This is a genomic window from Geobacillus zalihae (assembly GCF_030414215.1).
In the GTDB taxonomy this organism is placed as follows: Bacteria; Bacillota; Bacilli; order Bacillales; family Anoxybacillaceae; genus Geobacillus; species Geobacillus zalihae.
In genome coordinates this window covers 2,148,163-2,165,874 of the sequence record NZ_CP129217.1, presented here as the reverse complement: position 1 = coordinate 2,165,874, position 17,712 = coordinate 2,148,163, and the positions used below count along the sequence as shown (strand labels likewise).

Annotated in this window: 16 protein-coding genes; 11 read left to right on the top strand and 5 right to left on the bottom strand. The window is 50.7% G+C overall.

The features are described from left to right. Positions 1-75 precede the first annotated feature (75 nt). From QWV57_RS10815 to QWV57_RS10795, 5 genes are all read left to right on the top strand, one after another. Positions 76-1,392, top strand: a complete 1,317-nt coding sequence (locus QWV57_RS10815) for an ABC transporter substrate-binding protein (protein WP_301099901.1) — start codon at positions 76-78, stop codon at positions 1,390-1,392. A gap of 184 nt (positions 1,393-1,576) precedes the next feature. Next, positions 1,577-2,884 carry a carbohydrate ABC transporter permease gene (locus tag QWV57_RS10810; protein WP_301099900.1) on the top strand — a complete coding sequence of 436 codons (1,308 nt, stop codon included), beginning with the start codon at positions 1,577-1,579 and terminating at the stop codon, positions 2,882-2,884. A gap of 13 nt (positions 2,885-2,897) precedes the next feature. Next, positions 2,898-3,725 (top strand): carbohydrate ABC transporter permease, encoded by an 828-nt coding sequence (locus tag QWV57_RS10805; protein WP_020754412.1) that lies wholly within the window; start codon positions 2,898-2,900, stop codon positions 3,723-3,725. Positions 3,726-3,970: 245 nt separating this feature from the next. Next, entirely contained in the window at positions 3,971-4,417 is a 447-nt protein-coding gene (locus QWV57_RS10800; RefSeq protein WP_301099899.1) for a MaoC/PaaZ C-terminal domain-containing protein, read from the top strand. Between the two features lie 159 nt (positions 4,418-4,576). Then, complete coding sequence (locus QWV57_RS10795) at positions 4,577-5,872, top strand: MFS transporter (protein WP_015375214.1); 1,296 nt, start codon at positions 4,577-4,579, stop codon at positions 5,870-5,872. 100 nt (positions 5,873-5,972) lie between these two features. On the opposite strand, the gene QWV57_RS10790 is transcribed toward QWV57_RS10795, so the two are convergent. Together QWV57_RS10790 and QWV57_RS10785 are read right to left on the bottom strand one after the other, a co-directional pair. Beyond that, positions 5,973-6,410, bottom strand: coding sequence for a GNAT family N-acetyltransferase (locus QWV57_RS10790; protein WP_015375213.1), 438 nt, complete (start codon positions 6,408-6,410; stop codon positions 5,973-5,975). Positions 6,411-6,614: 204 nt separating this feature from the next. Further along, positions 6,615-7,511, bottom strand: a complete 897-nt coding sequence (locus QWV57_RS10785; RefSeq protein ID WP_301099898.1) for an Rpn family recombination-promoting nuclease/putative transposase — start codon at positions 7,509-7,511, stop codon at positions 6,615-6,617. A gap of 531 nt (positions 7,512-8,042) precedes the next feature. Between QWV57_RS10785 and QWV57_RS10780 the strand changes: the two genes are divergently transcribed. The 5 genes from QWV57_RS10780 to QWV57_RS10760 all read left to right on the top strand — a co-directional run bounded on the left by QWV57_RS10780 (position 8,043) and on the right by QWV57_RS10760 (position 13,366). Further along, a complete protein-coding gene (locus QWV57_RS10780; protein WP_301099897.1) occupies positions 8,043-9,047 on the top strand; it encodes a LacI family DNA-binding transcriptional regulator in 1,005 nt (334 codons plus the stop codon). A 140-nt stretch (positions 9,048-9,187) separates the two neighbouring features. Further along, a complete protein-coding gene (locus QWV57_RS10775; RefSeq protein ID WP_301099896.1) occupies positions 9,188-10,267 on the top strand; it encodes a Gfo/Idh/MocA family protein in 1,080 nt (359 codons plus the stop codon). Between the two features lie 93 nt (positions 10,268-10,360). Next, entirely contained in the window at positions 10,361-11,110 is a 750-nt protein-coding gene (locus tag QWV57_RS10770) for a ThuA domain-containing protein (protein ID WP_301099895.1), read from the top strand. Continuing rightward, the gene (locus QWV57_RS10765; protein ID WP_301099894.1) at positions 11,107-12,261 is read left to right on the top strand and encodes a Gfo/Idh/MocA family protein; all 1,155 of its coding nucleotides are present in this window, start codon (positions 11,107-11,109) and stop codon (positions 12,259-12,261) included. The genes QWV57_RS10770 and QWV57_RS10765 overlap by 4 nt, the downstream gene beginning before the upstream one ends. A 133-nt stretch (positions 12,262-12,394) precedes the next feature. After that, on the top strand, positions 12,395-13,366 hold the full coding sequence (locus QWV57_RS10760; RefSeq protein WP_033017215.1) for a sugar phosphate isomerase/epimerase family protein: 972 nt from the start codon (positions 12,395-12,397) through the stop codon (positions 13,364-13,366). Between the two features lie 96 nt (positions 13,367-13,462). Here the strand turns inward: QWV57_RS10760 and QWV57_RS10755 are convergent, their stop codons facing one another. Both QWV57_RS10755 and QWV57_RS10750 read right to left on the bottom strand, forming a co-directional pair. Further along, positions 13,463-13,795, bottom strand: coding sequence for a hypothetical protein (locus tag QWV57_RS10755; RefSeq protein ID WP_061580956.1), 333 nt, complete (start codon positions 13,793-13,795; stop codon positions 13,463-13,465). Between the two features lie 69 nt (positions 13,796-13,864). Next, positions 13,865-14,323, bottom strand: a complete 459-nt coding sequence (locus tag QWV57_RS10750; protein WP_301099893.1) for a CBO0543 family protein — start codon at positions 14,321-14,323, stop codon at positions 13,865-13,867. A gap of 227 nt (positions 14,324-14,550) precedes the next feature. Between QWV57_RS10750 and QWV57_RS10745 the strand changes: the two genes are divergently transcribed. Beyond that, positions 14,551-15,648: a nuclease-related domain-containing protein gene (locus QWV57_RS10745; protein WP_301099892.1), complete on the top strand. Its 1,098-nt coding sequence runs from the start codon at positions 14,551-14,553 to the stop codon at positions 15,646-15,648. 2 nt (positions 15,649-15,650) lie between these two features. Here QWV57_RS10745 and QWV57_RS10740 read toward each other — a convergent pair whose 3' ends face one another. Further along, entirely contained in the window at positions 15,651-17,711 is a 2,061-nt protein-coding gene (locus QWV57_RS10740) for a UvrD-helicase domain-containing protein (RefSeq protein ID WP_301099890.1), read from the bottom strand. Position 17,712 lies beyond the last annotated feature (1 nt).

Below are 17,712 nucleotides of genomic sequence, written 5' to 3'. Positions count from 1 at the left end.
TGGGGCAGTCGAAGCAACCACTATACGCGATGCCATGCGGTGTTTGACAAATCCAAAATTTAAAGGGGGAGAATCATGGTGAAAAAGACACTCAAAACATCGGCTGTTTTGTTAGCGCTTACGATGGGGCTCGCGGCATGCTCCGGCGGCCAAAGCGAGAGCCAGACGGGCCAAGACAGCAAAAACGAAGAAGGGAAAACGAGCCAGTCTGAAAAAGTGAAAATTGTCTATGCCCGCGGCCAAGATTCCACGAAAGCCACCGAAAAAATCATCGAAGCGTTCGAGAAAACGCACCCGAACATCGATGTGGAATTTCGCGAAATGCCGGCTGACACCGGGAAGCAGCATGATGCTTACGTTACGATGTTAAATGCGCAGTCATCGGAAATCGATGTCATGGATCTTGACGTCATTTGGCCGGCGGAGTTTGCACAAGCGGGTTATACGCTGCCGCTCGACCGCTTTATTGAGAAAGACGGCATTGACCTCAGTAAATACAACCAAGGGGCGCTCGCAGCCGGCAACTTCAATGGCAAGCAATGGGCGATGCCGAAATTCATTGATGCCGGCATGCTGTTCTATCGCACCGACCTCGTGCCTGAGGAGAAAGTGCCGAAAACATGGGATGAACTCTTAAAAGAGGCCAAAGAACTGAAAGGAAAAGGCGGCACGAAGTTCGGCTATTTGATGCAGGCCAAACAATATGAAGGATTGGTGTGCAACGCCGTTGAATTTATCGCTTCTTACGGCGGACAAATCGTCGATAAAAACGGGAATGTCGTGATCAACAGCCCGGAAACGATCAAAGGGCTGAAGAAAATGGTGGAAATCGTCAAGTCCGATGTTGTGCCGAGCAACATCACCACCTTCACTGAACCAGAATCGCATACCGCGTTCATTGAAGGACAATCGCCGTTTATCCGCAACTGGCCTTATCAATACGCGCTAGCGAACGACAAAGAACAATCGAAAATCGTCGGCAAAGTCGGCGTGGCTCCGCTTCCGGCCGGAGACAAAGGTTCGGCTGCCGCGCTGGGCGGCTGGATGACCGCGATCAACAAATATTCGAAACATCCGAAAGAAGCATGGGAATTTGTCAAATTTATGACGGGGCCGGAGGGGCAAAAAATTTCCGCGATTTATGGCGGCTTAGCGCCGACGCTTCCGGAATTGTTTAAAGATCCAGATGTCTTAAAAGCCAATCCGTTCTTTGCGGAAGAAGGATTTGTCAATGCGTTGAACGCCGCTGTGCCGCGCCCGGTCGTCCCGAACTACCCGGAAATTTCGGAAATCATCCAAATTAACGTATCCAAAGCGCTGGCCGGGGAGCTGACGGTCGAACAAGCTGTGGCCAATATGGAAAAAGAAATGAAAGCAGCCTTGAATAAGTAAGTCGAATGACTGGGCCGGCGCGCCGCAGCCGATCCGAATCTGGCCAACGCCGGCCAATGCCCCATCAGTTAAACAAAGAGAACGCGATGTTGATTTGCCATTTTTGATTCATTAGCCTTCAGGCCGTCATCTGCCCGGTGCTGAAGGCTAATATCCTTTTCCAAGCAGAAGGGAGAGAACAGCGATGAGGAATGAAAAGCGAATGGAGCGCCTACTAGGCTATTCGCTTGTCGCGCCGGCCATGCTGCTCATTTTGGCGATCGCCATTTGGCCCGTCATCCAGTCCTTTTATTACAGCTTGTTCGACTATCGGCTCAATGACCCGACCAAATCGTCGATTCACTGGAGTTACAGCCTCGATCTGGAAGGATATCTACAAAACTATCCGTTCCTCAAAAGCGCTCTTAAGCAGGAAATGGCGGCTGCGGATGGACAAACGAAACAAACGTTGGCGCAAATAGAACAAAAACTCGCGAAACTGGACGCGGCGATCCGTTCCAACGATCAAGTGGCGAAGCAATATGACAAAGTGAACGAAGTGCTCGACAATTTCGAGACGCCAAGCGATGAGCTGAAGATCGCCGAGCTGGACAAACAGACGGCTGAGCGGCTGACCGACACGGTTCATGATGTCGTAAAGACGCTCAAAGAGATGAAAAAAGCGGGCGAACTGCAGCAGGCGGATAAAGTCGTCGGCTTGGCCGAAGGGCTCGAAGGGGTCGTGATCGAGCCAAACTTTGTCGGCCTCAAGCATTATAAGGACAGCTTCAGTGACATGCGCTTATGGAAAGCGTTATGGAATACGACGTTCTTTACGGTGGTGTCGGTCGCCATTGAGCTAGTGTTAGGGCTCGGAATTGCGTTGCTCATCAATAAGGCCTTTTTTGGCCGCGGGCTTGTGCGGGCGACGATTTTGATTCCGTGGGCGATTCCTACCGCCGTATCCGCGCTTATGTGGAAATTTTTATACGATGGACAAAACGGTATTGTCGCCAAATATTTCGAAACGGTCGGCCTTGTCGACCGGATGGGGGATTTGTTGACGACGGAAGCGGGGGCGATGTTTGCGGTCATTTTTGCCGATGTATGGAAGACAACCCCTTATATGGCGCTTTTGCTGCTGGCCGGGCTGCAAACGATTCCGAGTTCGTTGTATGAAGCCGCCTCGATCGACGGGGCTACCAAATGGCAGCAATTCATCCAAATCACGCTGCCGCTGTTAAAATCAAGCATTTTAGTCGCGTTGTTGTTTCGCACGCTCGATGCGTTCCGCGTGTTCGACCTGATTTACGTCTTAACCGGCGGAGGGCCGGCGAACTCGACGGAAACGATTTCGATTTTAGCGTATAAAGTCATGTTCTCGCAGACGAATTTCGGCGCGGGGTCGGCGCTGGCCGTTATCGTATTTCTCTGCGTAGCCATCATTTCGATGATTTATATTAAGTGGCTTGGGAAGGATTTGCTGTCTGACAGCGCGAGTGTGAAACGATAAGCGAGGTGGGATCATGACGAAAAAAGCAGGTCCGCTCTTTTACGTGTTTTTAGCCCTGTTTGTGTTCTTTGTGATGTTTCCGTTTTTATGGGTGTTGCTCAGTTCCATTAAGCCGCTTAGCGAATTGTTTGGCGACAAAGCGTTCGATTGGTTGACGAGCCATCCGACCTTAAAATCCTATGTATCGGTCTTTGTCAATTACCCGTTTTTGCGCTATTTATGGAACAGCACGGTCGTGGCGACCATTACGACGGTGTATACGGTCTTTGTCGCCGCGTTTGCGGCTTATGCGATCGCGCGCCTTGAATTTAAAGGCAAGACGGTCATTCTCGGCTTGGTGTTGGCTGTATCCATGTTTCCGCAAATTGCCACCATTTCTCCGATTTACATGTTTGTGAAAAAGTTCGGGTTGACGAACAGCTACTTAGGATTGATCATTCCGTATACGACGTTTGCCTTGCCGTTGTCGATTTGGCTGCTTGTCACCTTTTTCCGCAAGATTCCGTTTGACTTGGAAGAAGCGGCGAAAATGGACGGGGCGACGCCGATGCAGACGTATTTTAAAATTATTTTGCCGCTCGCTGTGCCGGGGGTGTTTACGACGTCCATTCTCGTCTTCATTGCCGCATGGAACGAATTTTTATTTGCCTTGACGATCAACACAGCGGAAACATACAAAACCGTTCCGGTCGGCATTGCCATGTTCCAAGGCCAGTATACGATCCCGTGGGGCGAAATTTCTGCAGCCACCGTGGTGGTGACGATCCCGCTTGTGATCATGGTGCTGTTGTTTCAGCGCCGCATCGTTTCCGGGCTCACGTCCGGTTCGGTAAAAGAATAAGGAAGAACAAAGGGTGCCGGCCGGCATCCTTTTGTTTTTGGAAACATGAAGCGCGGAGGGGCAGTTCTATCCGCTCCACTCCGTTCATATGTTAATGACAGACGGGCTAGCGGGGAGGGATGCGTAAAGGCCAAAGATGATATGATTAATATTCAGAATATTAACAAAATAGGCAGTGGCAGCCGCGGAAAGGGGGTGGAATTTGTTTTTACTCTTTTTTGCACCAATCAAGGGGAGGGAAAGGCGTGCGATTTGACCGTCCGTTTGAACAGTATGCGCTTGGCGAGCGCCACCGTTCGCGCGGACGAACGATCACCGAAGCGGATATTGTGCGGTTTGCCGGCGTTTCCGGCGATTTTTACCCGCTGCACATGGATCAGGAATACGCCAAGCGGACGCCATTTGGCGAGCGCATCGCCCATGGGATGTTGACGCTGTCGGCGGCGACAGGGCTGTGGATGATGGAACCGGGAGTGGTTCTGGCGTTTTATGGCATCGATTCACTCCGTTTCGTTCGTCCCGTCAAGATCGGCGATACGATTTACGTGGAATCGGAAGTGAAGCGGTTGACGGAACGGGGCGAGGAAGCCGGGCTCGTCACGGTGCATCAGCGGATTGTCAACCAGCGGGAAGAAACGGTCGTCGATGCCGTTGTGCATGTGCTTGTAGCGCGGGAAGGGAAAGCTCTATGACGGGCTTGTGAAACGTCATGACGGTCTGACAAAGAAACGAGTCCATGACGGTTTGTTTTTGGAAGCGCTAACATTATGTTCGTTTTTTTGCTATCATCCATTTGTTTTTCCGTTTCCATGAGATGCGCGCACTTTGATTGCGTGAAAGGGGTGTTGTGAATGGCTGTAACGATGATGGATACGGTGGAATTGAAGCGTCAAAAAAAGCGGGCGGCGATTTCCAGTGTGGTCGGCACGACGATTGAATGGTACGATTTCTTCCTTTACGGGACGATGGCCGCTCTCGTGTTTCCACAATTATTCTTTCCAGAGGGAGATTCGTACGTCGCCCTGATGCAATCCTTTACCACCTTTGCGTTAGGATTTATCGCCAGGCCGGTCGGCGCCGCGATTTTCGGCCATTTCGGCGACCGCATCGGCCGGAAGGCGACGTTGGTCGCCACGCTGCTGTTGATGGGATTGGCGACGGCGTTGATCGGCCTGATGCCGACCTATGAGCAAATCGGCCTGTGGGCGCCGGTGCTAGTGACCGCGCTGCGTCTCATTCAAGGCATTGGCGTCGGCGGGGAATGGGGCGGCGCAATTTTGATTGCGATGGAGTGGGAAGAAGGCAAACGGCGTGGGTTTATGGCCTCGCTGCCGCAAATGGGCGTGCCGTTCGGGCTGTTGTCCTCTTCCCTTGTGACGACGCTGATGCTTGCGGCTGGCGGCGACAGCTTTTATGCGTGGGGATGGCGCGTTCCGTTTCTCATAAGCTTCCTTCTCATCGCCATCGGGCTGTACATCCGGCTGAAAGTGCTCGAATCGCCGCTGTTCCAAGAAGCGATGAAAAAACAAGAAACGAGCAAGATGCCGGTCGGCGAGGTGCTGGTCAAGCATCCGCGCGAAATTCTATGGTCAGCGCTTGCGCGGGTGATTGAAAACGGGTCATTCTACATTTTTGTCACATTTATCGTCAGCTATGGGACGACATTTTTGGGGATGGAAAAAAGCGTTTTCGTCAATGTGACGATTATCGCTGCGGTGATCAACGCGCTTTCGATCGTCTATTCCGGCCATTTATCCGATCGGTGGGGCCGCCGCCGCGTCTACATGACGGGCACGATTTTGTTGATGCTTTGGGCGTTTCCGTATTACTGGCTGGTCAATACGAAAAGCGTCGGGCTCATCTTCTTGGCGACGGTCGTGGCCATGGTGTTCCACGGCATGCTGTATGGCCCGCAGGCGGCCATGATCGCGGAAAACTTCCCGACGCGGCTTCGCTACAGCGGCGCTTCGCTCGGCTACCAGCTGGCCTCGATCATCGCCGGCGGCCCAGCCCCGCTCATCAGCACGTGGCTGTTGCACAAATACGGCAGCGCCACCGCCATCTCCTTCTATATCGTCGTCATGGGCTTGATTTCACTCGCTGGGGTGAAAATGCTGCAAGACCGTGCGCGCCAGGCGATTGATTAGATGAATCGGACTGAACACCACTATGGGCGCCTTTGCGTTCGGGCAAAGGCGCTTCTTCTTGCCGCCTGCTAAGGATGACGGTGGGCGGGATATGTTTGCCTTACACGTTCATGCTCATGATAATGGTGTGGTGCTTGAATCCGAGTGTTTCATACAGTTTCATCGCTTGATTTCCTGCATATACACGCAAACGAACCTCTGAATATCCATCTTGTTTCAAATGTTCGATGCCGGCTTCTATTAATTTCCTTGCCATTCCCTTTCCTCTAAATTCTTCTAACACAAACAATTCATAGATGAATCCATATCTTTTCCCAGTAAGCAGGTCTTGACTTGCTCCGATTAAAATCCAACCTATCAGATGATTGCCTTCCGTTGCGATCAAATAATAGCTCCCTTTCTGCAATAATGGCTCAATCAGTTGTTTGACTTTTTCATCTGACGGTTTTGCTTCGCCTAATGTGCCTTCGAATAATGCTTGTGGTGTGAGTGATAAAATCGTTTTGTATTCCGAATCGTTTGGTTTTCTAATTTCCATGGAGTTCCCCTCTCCCAATGATTCATAGATGGTTGGTTAGGCTTTTTTAGGCACTGGATCTTCGAAAGTCACGGGCTTCACAAACACGGCGGTCTCCGGGCATCTTTAGGCCATGCTGTTCGTACGACGATCGGTTGGCCGCTTGTCGCCGCCAACCGTCTTCTTTCGGTATTTTCCAGGGCCATCCACTTGCTTTTGATTTCCCTACTTTTCAAGCAATCCCCGAACATCTTCCTCTGGGAGATCCACCAACCGGGCAATGTCTTCCACCGTCATTCCTTTGCGCGCCATGTTGCGAATCAGTTGCTTCATTCCTTGTTTCATTCCTTGCTTGATCCCTTGTTCAATCCCGCGTTTCATTCCTTCTTCCAATCCCTCTTTCCTTCCCTTTTGCTCATAGGAAATGATCAGCTCCAACACTTTTTCTCTTTCTTTCGTTTCCATCGCCTTCACCTCTCTTTGCAGTTGTTGCTCTTCCTCCTCCGACAACTTCACATATGTTTCAAAAAAGCCCAAGAGCAGCCGCTGCCTCGCTTCATCCAGCTCCAATCGCACCAACATGCGCAAAAACTCTTTTTTCAACTCGACTTTCTCACTTTCAGTATACCCCATTTTGCCAAGGAGGGCAGCCGCGATCGGATTGTCATGCCGGATGTAGTCCCGCCAATGTTTCTTGCGCAGCTCCACCGGGAAAAAGCGAAACTGCAGCACGTCGCCAAAGGGAAACTCGATTGAGAACACGGACGGTTCCTCGCGAAGGGCCTCATAGCTGAAGACAGCGATCGGAACGATGCGGGTGCGGTATTTTTCAAACAGACGGCTGAAATAGACAAACATGCGCTCTGGAAACGATGGTTGCACGTAGCTTTGATTCTCCACATGAACGATGATCAGCCCATTTTCCCCTTTCAGCTTCGTCTCGACCAATAGATCGACGCGGTATTTTTCACCTGCCGTGACATCGGTAAACAGTTCTTCGGACAGAAAAGACAAATGGCTGAAATCAATGTGTTCGTGCATGTCGGGGAAAAAGAGGAGAAGAAACTCTTCGAAGAACGTTTGAATCAGCTCTTTGAACAATCGGTCATGGTCAATGGCCATTCGATCACCTCGCTTTGAAACTTTACATCATATTGATTCGTGAGCAGAAGAAAAAATCCTGCATGGAAAAGATAAAAAATGGATCGCTAGGAGGCCGGTGATTTAGTGCAAAATACTTCGGATCCCAGTCGTTTTTCAATTCGAGAAACCTTGCGGAATCAGCTTTCTTTTTTGGCAGAATACCGCTGATTTGCACGTGACAGCGGTTTTTCACCGGCCTTCTAGGAAAAACCTCTGTTTTGTATTTGCTTCCTGTCATACAAGCACCAGCCTGCCAACACTATGAATGTCCTTGAACTTCTTGCTTTTGTCGAAAGAGCGGGGTTGCGCTAGTCTTGGACAATGCCCGGATTCATCATGTGATAAGTCTTTTATAGAGACTGAGATTTGCCCCCCTGTCCCGCCTACGCTTGCGGTTGAAGTGGGAAGCATCGATTCAGCGACGGATCGAAAAAACAATGCTTGACAACCACCCAGTCTTTTCGATACGATGGTGATGTAATCGATTACATAACTGAGAGGACTGCACTGATGGCAAGCATAAAAGATGTAGCGAAGCGGGCAAACGTATCGACGGCCACTGTGTCGCGCGTGCTGCGCAATGCGGGCAACGTCACTGAAGAGACGAGGCAGCGCGTGCTCGAAGCCATTGAAGAGCTGAACTACCAGCCGAACGTGCTTGGCCGGTATTTGCGGCGGATGGAGACGGAAACGGTGCTCGTCGTTGTGCCCGATATTACGAATCCGTTTTTCTCAAAGGTGTTGCGCGGTATTGAAGCGGTCGCCCTCGAGCACGGCTATCAGGTGCTGCTTGGCGATACGCAAAATGACGCCCGTCTTGAGGAGCAGTATTTGAATTTGCTGCCGCAGCGGCAAGTCGACGGGATGATTTTTTTGACCGCCCGCATCCGCAAAGAGCTGGTGGAAGAGATGGCGCGGCAGTTTCCGATCGTCTTGGCGTGCGAGTATTTGGAAGGGACGGACATCCCGACCGTTTCGATCGATAACATCAGCAGCGCCCGCAAGGCGACAGAACACTTGATCCGCCTTGGCCATCGCCGCATCGCCCACCTGTCCGGGCCGATGAACATCATTTTGAGCCGTGATCGGCTGCGCGGCTATCAACAGGCGTTGGCCCAGCATGAGCTTGAGGAGGACGCTGCGCTCGTGCAGGAAGGCGATTTTACCTATGAGTCTGGATATCATTTGACGCTCAAGCTACTCGCCCTTGAGAAGCCGCCGACCGCGATTTTCGCCGCTAACGATGAGATGGCGATCGGGGCGATCAAAGCGGTTCGCCATCGCGGCGGGTGCGTTCCGCACGATGTGGCGGTCGTCGGATTTGACGACATTCAAATGGCCTCGATTTTTGAACCGAGCCTCACGACCATCGCCCAGCCGATGTTTGAGATCGGCCAAAAAGCGATGGAGTTGCTGCTTCGGCTCATTGAAGGAATCGATGTCGAGCGGCGCCAGCTCGTTCTTCCCGACCGGCTTGTCATCCGCGATTCGTGTGGAGGCGGGCGCTCTGTCTGAAGAACTGGACAGAGCGTCCCGTTCCGGTCCTGGGGGACGGGCGGATTTTCTGGCGATGATGTAATCGATTACATCAAGCAAATGATGGGGAAGCGATGGAATATGGAAGCCGCAAACATAAAACGCAAGGGGGAAAAAGCATGGGGAACACGATTCCAATCCGCCTCGGCTTGATTGGAGCTGGAGGCATTTCCAAAGAACACATCAAGGCGGCGCTAAACCTTTCCGAGCGCGTCGTCTTGCAGGCGATTTGCGACGTCAATGAACAAGCGGCCGCGGAGAAAGCGAAAACGTACGGCATCCGTGAAGTGTATCGCGACTACAAGGAACTGCTCGCTTCACCAGATGTCGATGCCGTCATCATTACCGTGCCGAATTTTTTGCACGCCCAAGTGGCGGTCGACAGCTTGCGGGCCGGGAAACACGTGCTTTGCGAAAAGCCGATGGTGACGAAAGCGGAAGAGGCCGACGCCATCATCCGCGCCCGTGATGAGTCGGGAAAACAGTTTATGGTGTCGTTGAACAACCGCTTCCGCCAAGCGGCGCAATGGCTGCATGAGCGAATCCAATCCGGCGCGTTCGGCGAGATTTATTACGCGAAAACAGGCTGGGTGCGCCGCCAAGGCATTCCCGCGTGGGGGGCATGGTTTTTTGACCGCGAGCGCTCCGGCGGCGGTCCGCTCATTGACTTGGGTGTCCATATGCTCGATGTCACGCTCTGGCTGCTCGGGAATCCGAACCCGGTTGCCGTGACGGGGAAAACGTACGCCAAATTTGGTCCGCGCCACCAAGGAGCATGGCCAGGGACATCGTTTGCGCCGAACGCTGCGTATACGGTCGAAGATTTTGCTTCCGCGTTCATCCAGCTCGAAAACGACGCAACCGTGCTGCTTGAGACGAGCTGGGCGTCGCACATTGAAGAAGAGCGGGCGTATGTCGAGTTTCTCGGCACAGAAGGCGGCGTGCGCTGGGAGTGGAACATCGCCGGCAACCGCCAAGAAGTGAAATGGTTCCGCAACGAACACGGCGTTCCGGCCGATGTCACGCTCCATTTTGAGGACCAGGGCGAACGGGTGGCGCTCCTTGACCACTTTGTCACGAGCATCACGGAGGAGACGGCACCGCTTTGCACGGCGGAACAAGGGCTTATGATCGCTAAAGTGTTGGAAGCGATTTACGAGTCGTCCGAACAAGGGCGGCAAGTCCGCATTGAATGGTGAGAAGCGGTGCTGGCTTCCCGCGAGCTGTGAACCAAAAACAAGCCGTCCTTGCCTTTATGAACGCAATCCGAAAAAAACAAGGGGGATCCATGAATGACTACACCCATCCGCGTCGTCGTCTGGAACGAATTTCGCCATGAAAAGAAAAATGAACAAGTAAGAGCGGTTTATCCGGAAGGCATGCATACTGTCATCGCGCGCTACCTGGCTGAAGCGGGATTTGACGCCGCGACCGCTGTCTTGGACGAACCGGAGCACGGCTTGACCGACGAGGTGCTCGACCGGTGCGACGTCCTCGTCTGGTGGGGGCATATCGCCCATGACGAAGTGAAAGATGAGGTGGTCGAACGCGTCCACCGCCGCGTGCTCGAAGGAATGGGGCTCATTGTCCTTCATTCCGGCCATTTCTCGAAAATTTTCAAAACGCTGATGGGGACGACATGCAATTTGAAATGGCGCGAAGCGGATGAAAAAGAGCGTCTCTGGGTCGTCGCCCCGGGCCATCCGATTGTGGAAGGAATCGGACCGTACATCGAGCTTGAGCAGGAAGAAATGTACGGCGAGTTTTTCGACATCCCAGAGCCGGACGAAACGATTTTCATCAGCTGGTTTGAAGGCGGGGAAGTGTTCCGCAGCGGCTGCACGTTCACGCGCGGGAAAGGGAAAATTTTCTACTTCCGCCCCGGCCATGAAACGTATCCGACGTACCATCACCCGGATGTGCTGAAAGTGATCGCCAATGCCGTCCGCTGGGCCGCGCCGGTCAACCGCGGGGAAATCGTTTTCGGCAACGTCAAGCCGCTTGAGCCGATCAAAGCGAAACAAGGAGGGGTGACGCCATGAACCGGATCAACGTCGGCATTATCGGCACCGGCTTTTCCGCTTCTTCCCATATTGAGGCGCTCCGCCGCCTGCCGTTTGTGAACATCGTCGCCATCGCCTCAAGCAGCCAAGAAAAAGCAGAGGAAGCCGCGCGCCGATTCGGGATTCCGAAAGCGTACGGCGACTACCGCGCTTTAATTGACGACCCGGACGTCGAAGCCGTGCACAACTGCACGCGCAACGTCCTCCATTTCCCGATCAACAAGGCCGCGCTCGAGGCAGGGAAACATTTGTTGTCGGAGAAGCCGCTCGCCATGGACAGCGAACAGTCGGCGGAATTGAAGCGGCTCGCTGCACAAAGCGAAAGCCTTAGCGCGGTCTGCTTCAACTACCGCCACTACCCGCTCGTTGTCGAGGCGAAAGAGCGGCTCGCCCGTGAGGCGAAGCGCGTTCATTTCGTGTACGGCGGCTATGTGCAAGACTGGCTCTTGTATGACACGGACTACAACTGGCGGCTCGACCCGGCGCAAAACGGCCCGTCGCGCGCCATCGCCGACATCGGTTCGCATTGGTGCGACACGGTGCAGTATGTGCTCGGCAAGAAAATCGTCGAAGTGTTCGCCGACTTGCGCACTGTCCATCCGGTCCGCTACAAGCCGAAGCAGGAAGGGAGCACGTTTGCATCCGGGCATGCTCAAGACGCCGAACCCGTCCAGATTGACACGGAAGACGGCGGCAGCGTGCTCGTCCATTTTGACGACGGCACCCACGGGGCGTTTACGATTTCCCAAGTGAGCGCTGGCCGGAAAAACCGGCTCTATTTTGAAATCGCCGCCGATGAGATGACGCTCGCTTGGGACCAAGAGCACCCGAACCGCCTCTGGGTCGGGCGCCGCAGCGGCCCGAACGAAGAAATCGTCCGCGACCCGGCGCTTTTGTCGCCGCAAGCCGCCGCTTACGCCCATTACCCGGGCGGCCATGAAGAAGGCTGGCCGGACGGGCTGAAAAATTTGTTCCGTGATTTTTACAGCGCCATCATCCGGAAACAACGCGGCGAGGCGCTTGGGGAACTGCCGTTTGCGACGATCGCCGACGGCCATCATACGATGAGGATCGTCGACGCCATTTTGGAAAGCCATCGCACGAAACAATGGGTGCGGGTGGCGGAATAAGCGGCGTCAGCACCGCGGAGACGTCGGCCTCGTTTCGCTAGCTGGGTGCTAGATGATGCCACAACAAAATGGAACGGCGGAGCCGGCCGCCGACCGGCCGGCTTCACACCGCTAGAAAGGGGAGAAGAACGAGATGAAAGTAGGCGTATTCACCGTCTTGTATCAGCAGCTGCCGTTTGAGGAAATGCTGGACAAAGTCGCCGCCATGGGCATCGAAGCCGTTGAGCTTGGCACCGGCAATTACCCGGGCAGCGCCCATTGCGATCCCGACGCGCTGTTGGATCAGCCGGAAAACATCAAAGCGCTGAAAAAAGCTGTCGCCGACCGCGGCCTCGTCATCAGCGCGTTAAGCTGCCATGGCAACCCGCTTCATCCGGACAAAACGTTCGCGAAACAGTCACATGACACGTGGCGGAAAACGGTCAGGCTCGCCGAGCAGCTCGAAGTCCCGGTCATCAACGCCTTCTCCGGCTGCCCGGGCGACCATCCCGGCGCCAAATACCCGAACTGGGTCACATGCTCCTGGCCGCCGGATTACTTGGAAATTTTAAAATGGCAATGGGAAGAAGTCGTCATTCCGTACTGGCGCGAAGAAGCCGCGTTCGCCAAGGAGCACGGCATCACGCAAATCGCTTTTGAAATGCATCCGGGCTTTGTCGTCTACAACCCGGAAACGCTCCTCAAACTGCGCGAACATGTCGGCGACGCGATCGGCGCCAACTTCGACCCGAGCCACCTGCTTTGGCAAGGCATCGACCCGGTTGAGGCGATCAAGCTGCTCGGCCGCGAAAAAGCGATTTTCCATGTGCATGCGAAAGACACGTACCTAGACGAAGCGAACATCCGCAAAAACGGCGTGCTCGATACGAAACATTACAGCCAAATCCTCGACCGCTCATGGGTGTTCCGCACCGTCGGCTACGGACAAAGCGAAAAAATGTGGCGCGACATCGTCAGCGCCCTGCGCGCCGTCGGCTACGACTACGTGCTGTCGATCGAACATGAAGACATGCTCGCTTCGATCGATGAAGGGCTGTCCAAAGCCGTCGCGCTTTTGAAAAAGGTGCTGTTCAAAGAAGAACTGCCCGAGATGTGGTGGGCGTAAAAAGAAGGCGGCAAGGGAAAATGATCCCTTGCCGCCCGCCGTTTCAGCGTAAGCGCGAAAAAGACCCTCCAACGCCTGCCAAGAGGCGCACCTGCTTTAGACCACTTGCGCCGTCTCGCGGCCAACGCGCCCTTTCATGAACAGCAGCCGGTGCCCGTCCACCGTCAAATCAATCATCGCGCCATCCAACACATCATCGCCTGACTTTTTTCCGTTTGCCTGCAAGTACGCGACCCGGTACCACTTGCGCCCGTACTCAAAATACATGTACCGCCCGCGCCGGAAATCGATCCAAAACTTCACCGCCTCGCCGTTTACGGTCTTCCAGACATACCCCCACGCCCGGTCTTGGCGGATCGGCGCCATTTTTGGACGCGCGGAATTGATGACTTCATAATACAGGCGGTGTTTGATGTCAAACAGCACCATCCCGTTTGCCTCCTTTTGGACATGATACTATATGTATAGCGCCAAACGGGCAAAAATAGACATGCTGGCTCACTCATTTCGTCTCAGCATTCGCCCTGCGAGCAACCGAACGGCCAACGTCAACAGAAACATTGTAACGAGTGAGTATTCCCACTTCCAACCATGATATTCGATCAAATCCGTATGCCGTTCAAAGACAACCTCAAGGGCTGTCAGCACCGCCGCATACCCCGCGCATTGCGCCGCCACACCCGGCCAGCGCGCTCGGCGCGAGGTGGCATAGACGTACACACTGACAACCGGATAGAGAAGATATTCAAAAATGACGCTGTTATTTGTATAAGAAGCAAAAAAACGGACCGGATACTCGAGCAGCCCGGCCCCCGCCACGATCGAACCGAAAAAACTCGCCGCATATGCATTCAGCAAAAACGACACCCATACATCCCGCGCTGGCAAAATGAGGAAACTCAACAACAAAAGCCCCACCCCGACCGCAACAAGCGCCCAAAGAATCCATTGTTCCATGATCGCCTCCTGGATGCGAATGATGTCGATTTTTCTTAGTATGGGATGAGGGAGGGGGGAGTATGTGGGTGTATGGGAATTTCGATTGGGTTCAGGACACAAACGCTGAATTTTGAGGAAGATACAATGATGTTTTGTCTAAAAACAGGAAAGCGGTATAATAAATGCATAAGAAAACTCAATAAAATTTCTATGACGAATGGCATGTTTGAGAGAGGGAAAAGAAAATGGCGTATGTTATTCCAGAATGTCCGACATTTAAAACAAGAGGAGAAGAGAAGCTATTTAATGCTTTAAAAGCAAACCTGGACGATTTATGGACAGTGTATTATGAACCTGTAATTAACGGGAAATATCCGGATTTTGTACTTTTTCACGAATATTACGGCGTTCTTATACTAGAGGTAAAGGATTATACTATTCAGACGATTCGAGAAATTAGGAAGGATTATTGGAAAATATACAGTGATGGGAAGGAGGTCAGTATAAAAAACCCGTTTAGTCAAGCAATTGAGTATCGAAATGAGTTAATAAATCTACTAAGCAAACACAAGGAATTAGTGGAACAGGAAAGAAACTTTCAAGGGAAATTGAAGTTTCCAGTCGCTGTAGGATGTGTTTTTGTAGATTTAACAGCATCTGATATTATCAATTTGTGCATTGACCAAGTGATTCCGCTAGAACAATTGTTTTGTATGGAAGATCTTGAGGACAGTCATGTCTTCAACGAAAAAATCATCGGCATAATGGAAACACTCTTCACCATTAACAGTCTTTCACGAGAAGAAGCCCGCATTGTAAAACAAGTTATTTATCCAGTGATTAAAGTTAATTATTCTGGACAAGTAGATAGATCATGCAAAGAGGAACAACAAACGGGAAAAGAGGAGAAGGAACGAAAAGAAATATTGAATGTCCAATTGATTTCTTTTGAACATTATGTTGATGAATTTTATTATGTTGTTGATCGAGTCCATCATCTTTGCCAAACGGGAGCAGCAAGAAACATAACGATTGCCTATCCATTAAATCGCTTCTTGAGAAGAGGAACAGTAAAGGAGTTTATTAGTGATTTATTAAAAAGCAGAGGGCTTTTGGCAAAAAGAGGGCTGACACTGAAGCTTTTTGAGTTGGAGCAGTTAAGCGACTATTGTAGGAGTGCGGACTATCTCTTTATTGTCGATATTAACTCTATTCGTTCAACTGCTGTTTATGAGCGGCAGCTGAGGCCGATTATAGAGGGAAAGATCTACAACGGTCCTATCATGTTAACGGCGAATAAGCCATCATGGCTGACGAAGAAGCTAAAAAATCGATTAGCGTAACGCTAATCGATTTTTAACCAATTTTGATAGCAAATTTTGCTTTCTGGACAGTTCGCAGAGCCAACGAGTACAAGTTTTTCCTTGGCTCGTGTTAAGGCAACATATAACACTCGCAGTTCTTCCGAATAAATTGAATATTGATTTAAGTTTACGGCTTCCTCATAGTTTTTTGAAACAATTTTTGTGCCTGTTGAATAATATTTTTCATAACAAAATTCGAGCGTCATTTGATCACGATGATATAAAATTTCAGGATTTAGCGCCCGTTGGCTAATGCTTTGATCCAAATTTGGAAGGATCACAATCGGAAACTCGAGTCCCTTAGCCTTATGAATCGTCATCATTGTTACATACCGGTCATCGGAATCAACATCCAAAACATCTGCCTGCGGTTCATCTTTCTTCGCTTGAATCATAGCTGAGAGCCATTGGATGAACTGCCCTAACGTAATGTGTTCATTGAAGCCTAGATCTCTTGCAAGCTGTTTTAATTTTACGAGATTGGCATAAGCTTGTTTCGGATACGCTTTATGGGCAAGGGTAAACTTATAAATATAGTCTAATATTTGTGCCGGAGTAAATTTTGGGATTAACGGCTTTATATTTTTATAAAGTTCGTCGAGTTTATTATGATCATAATTAATAAAAATAGTACCCAATGCCTCAAAAGCGTACTTGCTCATTGTTGGCATGTATAGATATTGGAGCAGCTTCAGGGCATCGATGATTTCCCGGCAGTTGTAAAAATCTCCGCTTCCAATCACCTTGAAAGGAATTTTTTGCTTTGTAAATTCTTTCTCAAATGCTTTAATCTCAAAGTTCTTTCGAAATAACAGACAATAACGGCTAGGATCGTCATTGCTTAATTTTTTCTTCAGCCACTCAGCTACCTTTTTCGCCTGCGATTCCGTCGGATTGCATAGAATCCATTCCGATATTTCGCTAAAGCTTATATGGGCCTCCTCTTCTTTTGGTTTCAGTGGTTCTTGGTAAAAAGTATAATTGCTGCTTTCCTTTTTCTTAATGCGGTCAAAAACGGTGTTGACAAACATTACTAGCGATGGATTGGAGCGCCAGTTTGTTGATAATGTCAGCACCATGCCATCCTTGGCAATCCATTCCTCAATTTTCGAGTATGAGTCGATATCAGCTCCCCGAAACTCATAGATCGATTGTTTCAAATCGCCGACGAGAAATAAGGCAGGGGCATCGTCGGATCCATCGCAAATTAATTTTACCATTTCCGCTTGGTATAGCGATGTATCTTGAAATTCATCAATAAAGATGTATCTGTACTTTTGTTGGATTTTCCGCAATAAACCATAATCGTTTTTGAGTATTTTATAGCAGTACTCAAGAAGATCATCGACGTCTAACGAGTTATATTTAAGTAAATAATTGTGTTCATGAATGCGTTTTAGCAATTCAACCAGTTCTATTTTTAATCTCCTTGTTGTCCGCTCTTCCAACGACGAATAGCGTTTCGTGCGAGTCAGCACTGTCTCAATGTCCAAGCCTTTCGTACGGAGCAATTCATATGACGTGGAAAGTATATCTTTTAACTTATGGACAGGCATAATGTTTAGATGTTCTACAGGCTCGTTATTGGCTCTTTTTTCTTGAATCCAGACTTCGATGACTTCAGTAATGGCCTGTTTATGTGAATCATTTTTTATATGGAAGTTTGGATTAAACAGTACATCATCTAAATAATAAGGGCCAGCCTCACTTAAAATGTTCTTGCAAAACTTATGAATGGTCGAAATTTGGGAAGAGTTGAGCAGTTCAAGTTCATAACGAAACCGTTTCCGCTCGCTTTCCGATGAACAACTGCTCCATTTAGCATAAAGGCGATTTTTTAATCGTGTTTGCAATTCTTCTGTTGCTTTATTCGTAAACGTAATGATCGCCATCTGCGTGATGGATAAAGATGGGTCTTCGCCGATTAACCGAACAATTCGCCGAGTCAACACTTCTGTCTTCCCGGTTCCAGCACCGGCTTTAACTAGAATTTTTCGGCTGTTTGCATCAATCACTGCTTGCTGTTCTTTCGTCAGATTCATG

Bases quoted from the DNA above. Each gene is read 5' to 3' on its own strand.
- QWV57_RS10765 (WP_301099894.1), top strand. From the start codon at position 11,107: ATGAACCGGATCAACGTCGGCATTATCGGCACCGGCTTTTCCGCTTCT.
- QWV57_RS10760 (WP_033017215.1), top strand. From the start codon at position 12,395: ATGAAAGTAGGCGTATTCACCGTCTTGTATCAGCAGCTGCCGTTTGAG.
- QWV57_RS10790 (WP_015375213.1), bottom strand. From the start codon at position 6,410: ATGGAAATTAGAAAACCAAACGATTCGGAATACAAAACGATTTTATCA.
- QWV57_RS10755 (WP_061580956.1), bottom strand. From the start codon at position 13,795: ATGGTGCTGTTTGACATCAAACACCGCCTGTATTATGAAGTCATCAAT.
- QWV57_RS10780 (WP_301099897.1), top strand. From the start codon at position 8,043: ATGGCAAGCATAAAAGATGTAGCGAAGCGGGCAAACGTATCGACGGCC.
- QWV57_RS10785 (WP_301099898.1), bottom strand. From the start codon at position 7,511: ATGGCCATTGACCATGACCGATTGTTCAAAGAGCTGATTCAAACGTTC.
- QWV57_RS10795 (WP_015375214.1), top strand. From the start codon at position 4,577: ATGGCTGTAACGATGATGGATACGGTGGAATTGAAGCGTCAAAAAAAG.
- QWV57_RS10740 (WP_301099890.1), bottom strand. From the start codon at position 17,711: ATGAATCTGACGAAAGAACAGCAAGCAGTGATTGATGCAAACAGCCGA.
- QWV57_RS10810 (WP_301099900.1), top strand. From the start codon at position 1,577: ATGAGGAATGAAAAGCGAATGGAGCGCCTACTAGGCTATTCGCTTGTC.
- QWV57_RS10745 (WP_301099892.1), top strand. From the start codon at position 14,551: ATGGCGTATGTTATTCCAGAATGTCCGACATTTAAAACAAGAGGAGAA.
- QWV57_RS10775 (WP_301099896.1), top strand. From the start codon at position 9,188: ATGGGGAACACGATTCCAATCCGCCTCGGCTTGATTGGAGCTGGAGGC.
- QWV57_RS10770 (WP_301099895.1), top strand. From the start codon at position 10,361: ATGACTACACCCATCCGCGTCGTCGTCTGGAACGAATTTCGCCATGAA.
- QWV57_RS10805 (WP_020754412.1), top strand. From the start codon at position 2,898: ATGACGAAAAAAGCAGGTCCGCTCTTTTACGTGTTTTTAGCCCTGTTT.
- QWV57_RS10815 (WP_301099901.1), top strand. From the start codon at position 76: ATGGTGAAAAAGACACTCAAAACATCGGCTGTTTTGTTAGCGCTTACG.
- QWV57_RS10750 (WP_301099893.1), bottom strand. From the start codon at position 14,323: ATGGAACAATGGATTCTTTGGGCGCTTGTTGCGGTCGGGGTGGGGCTT.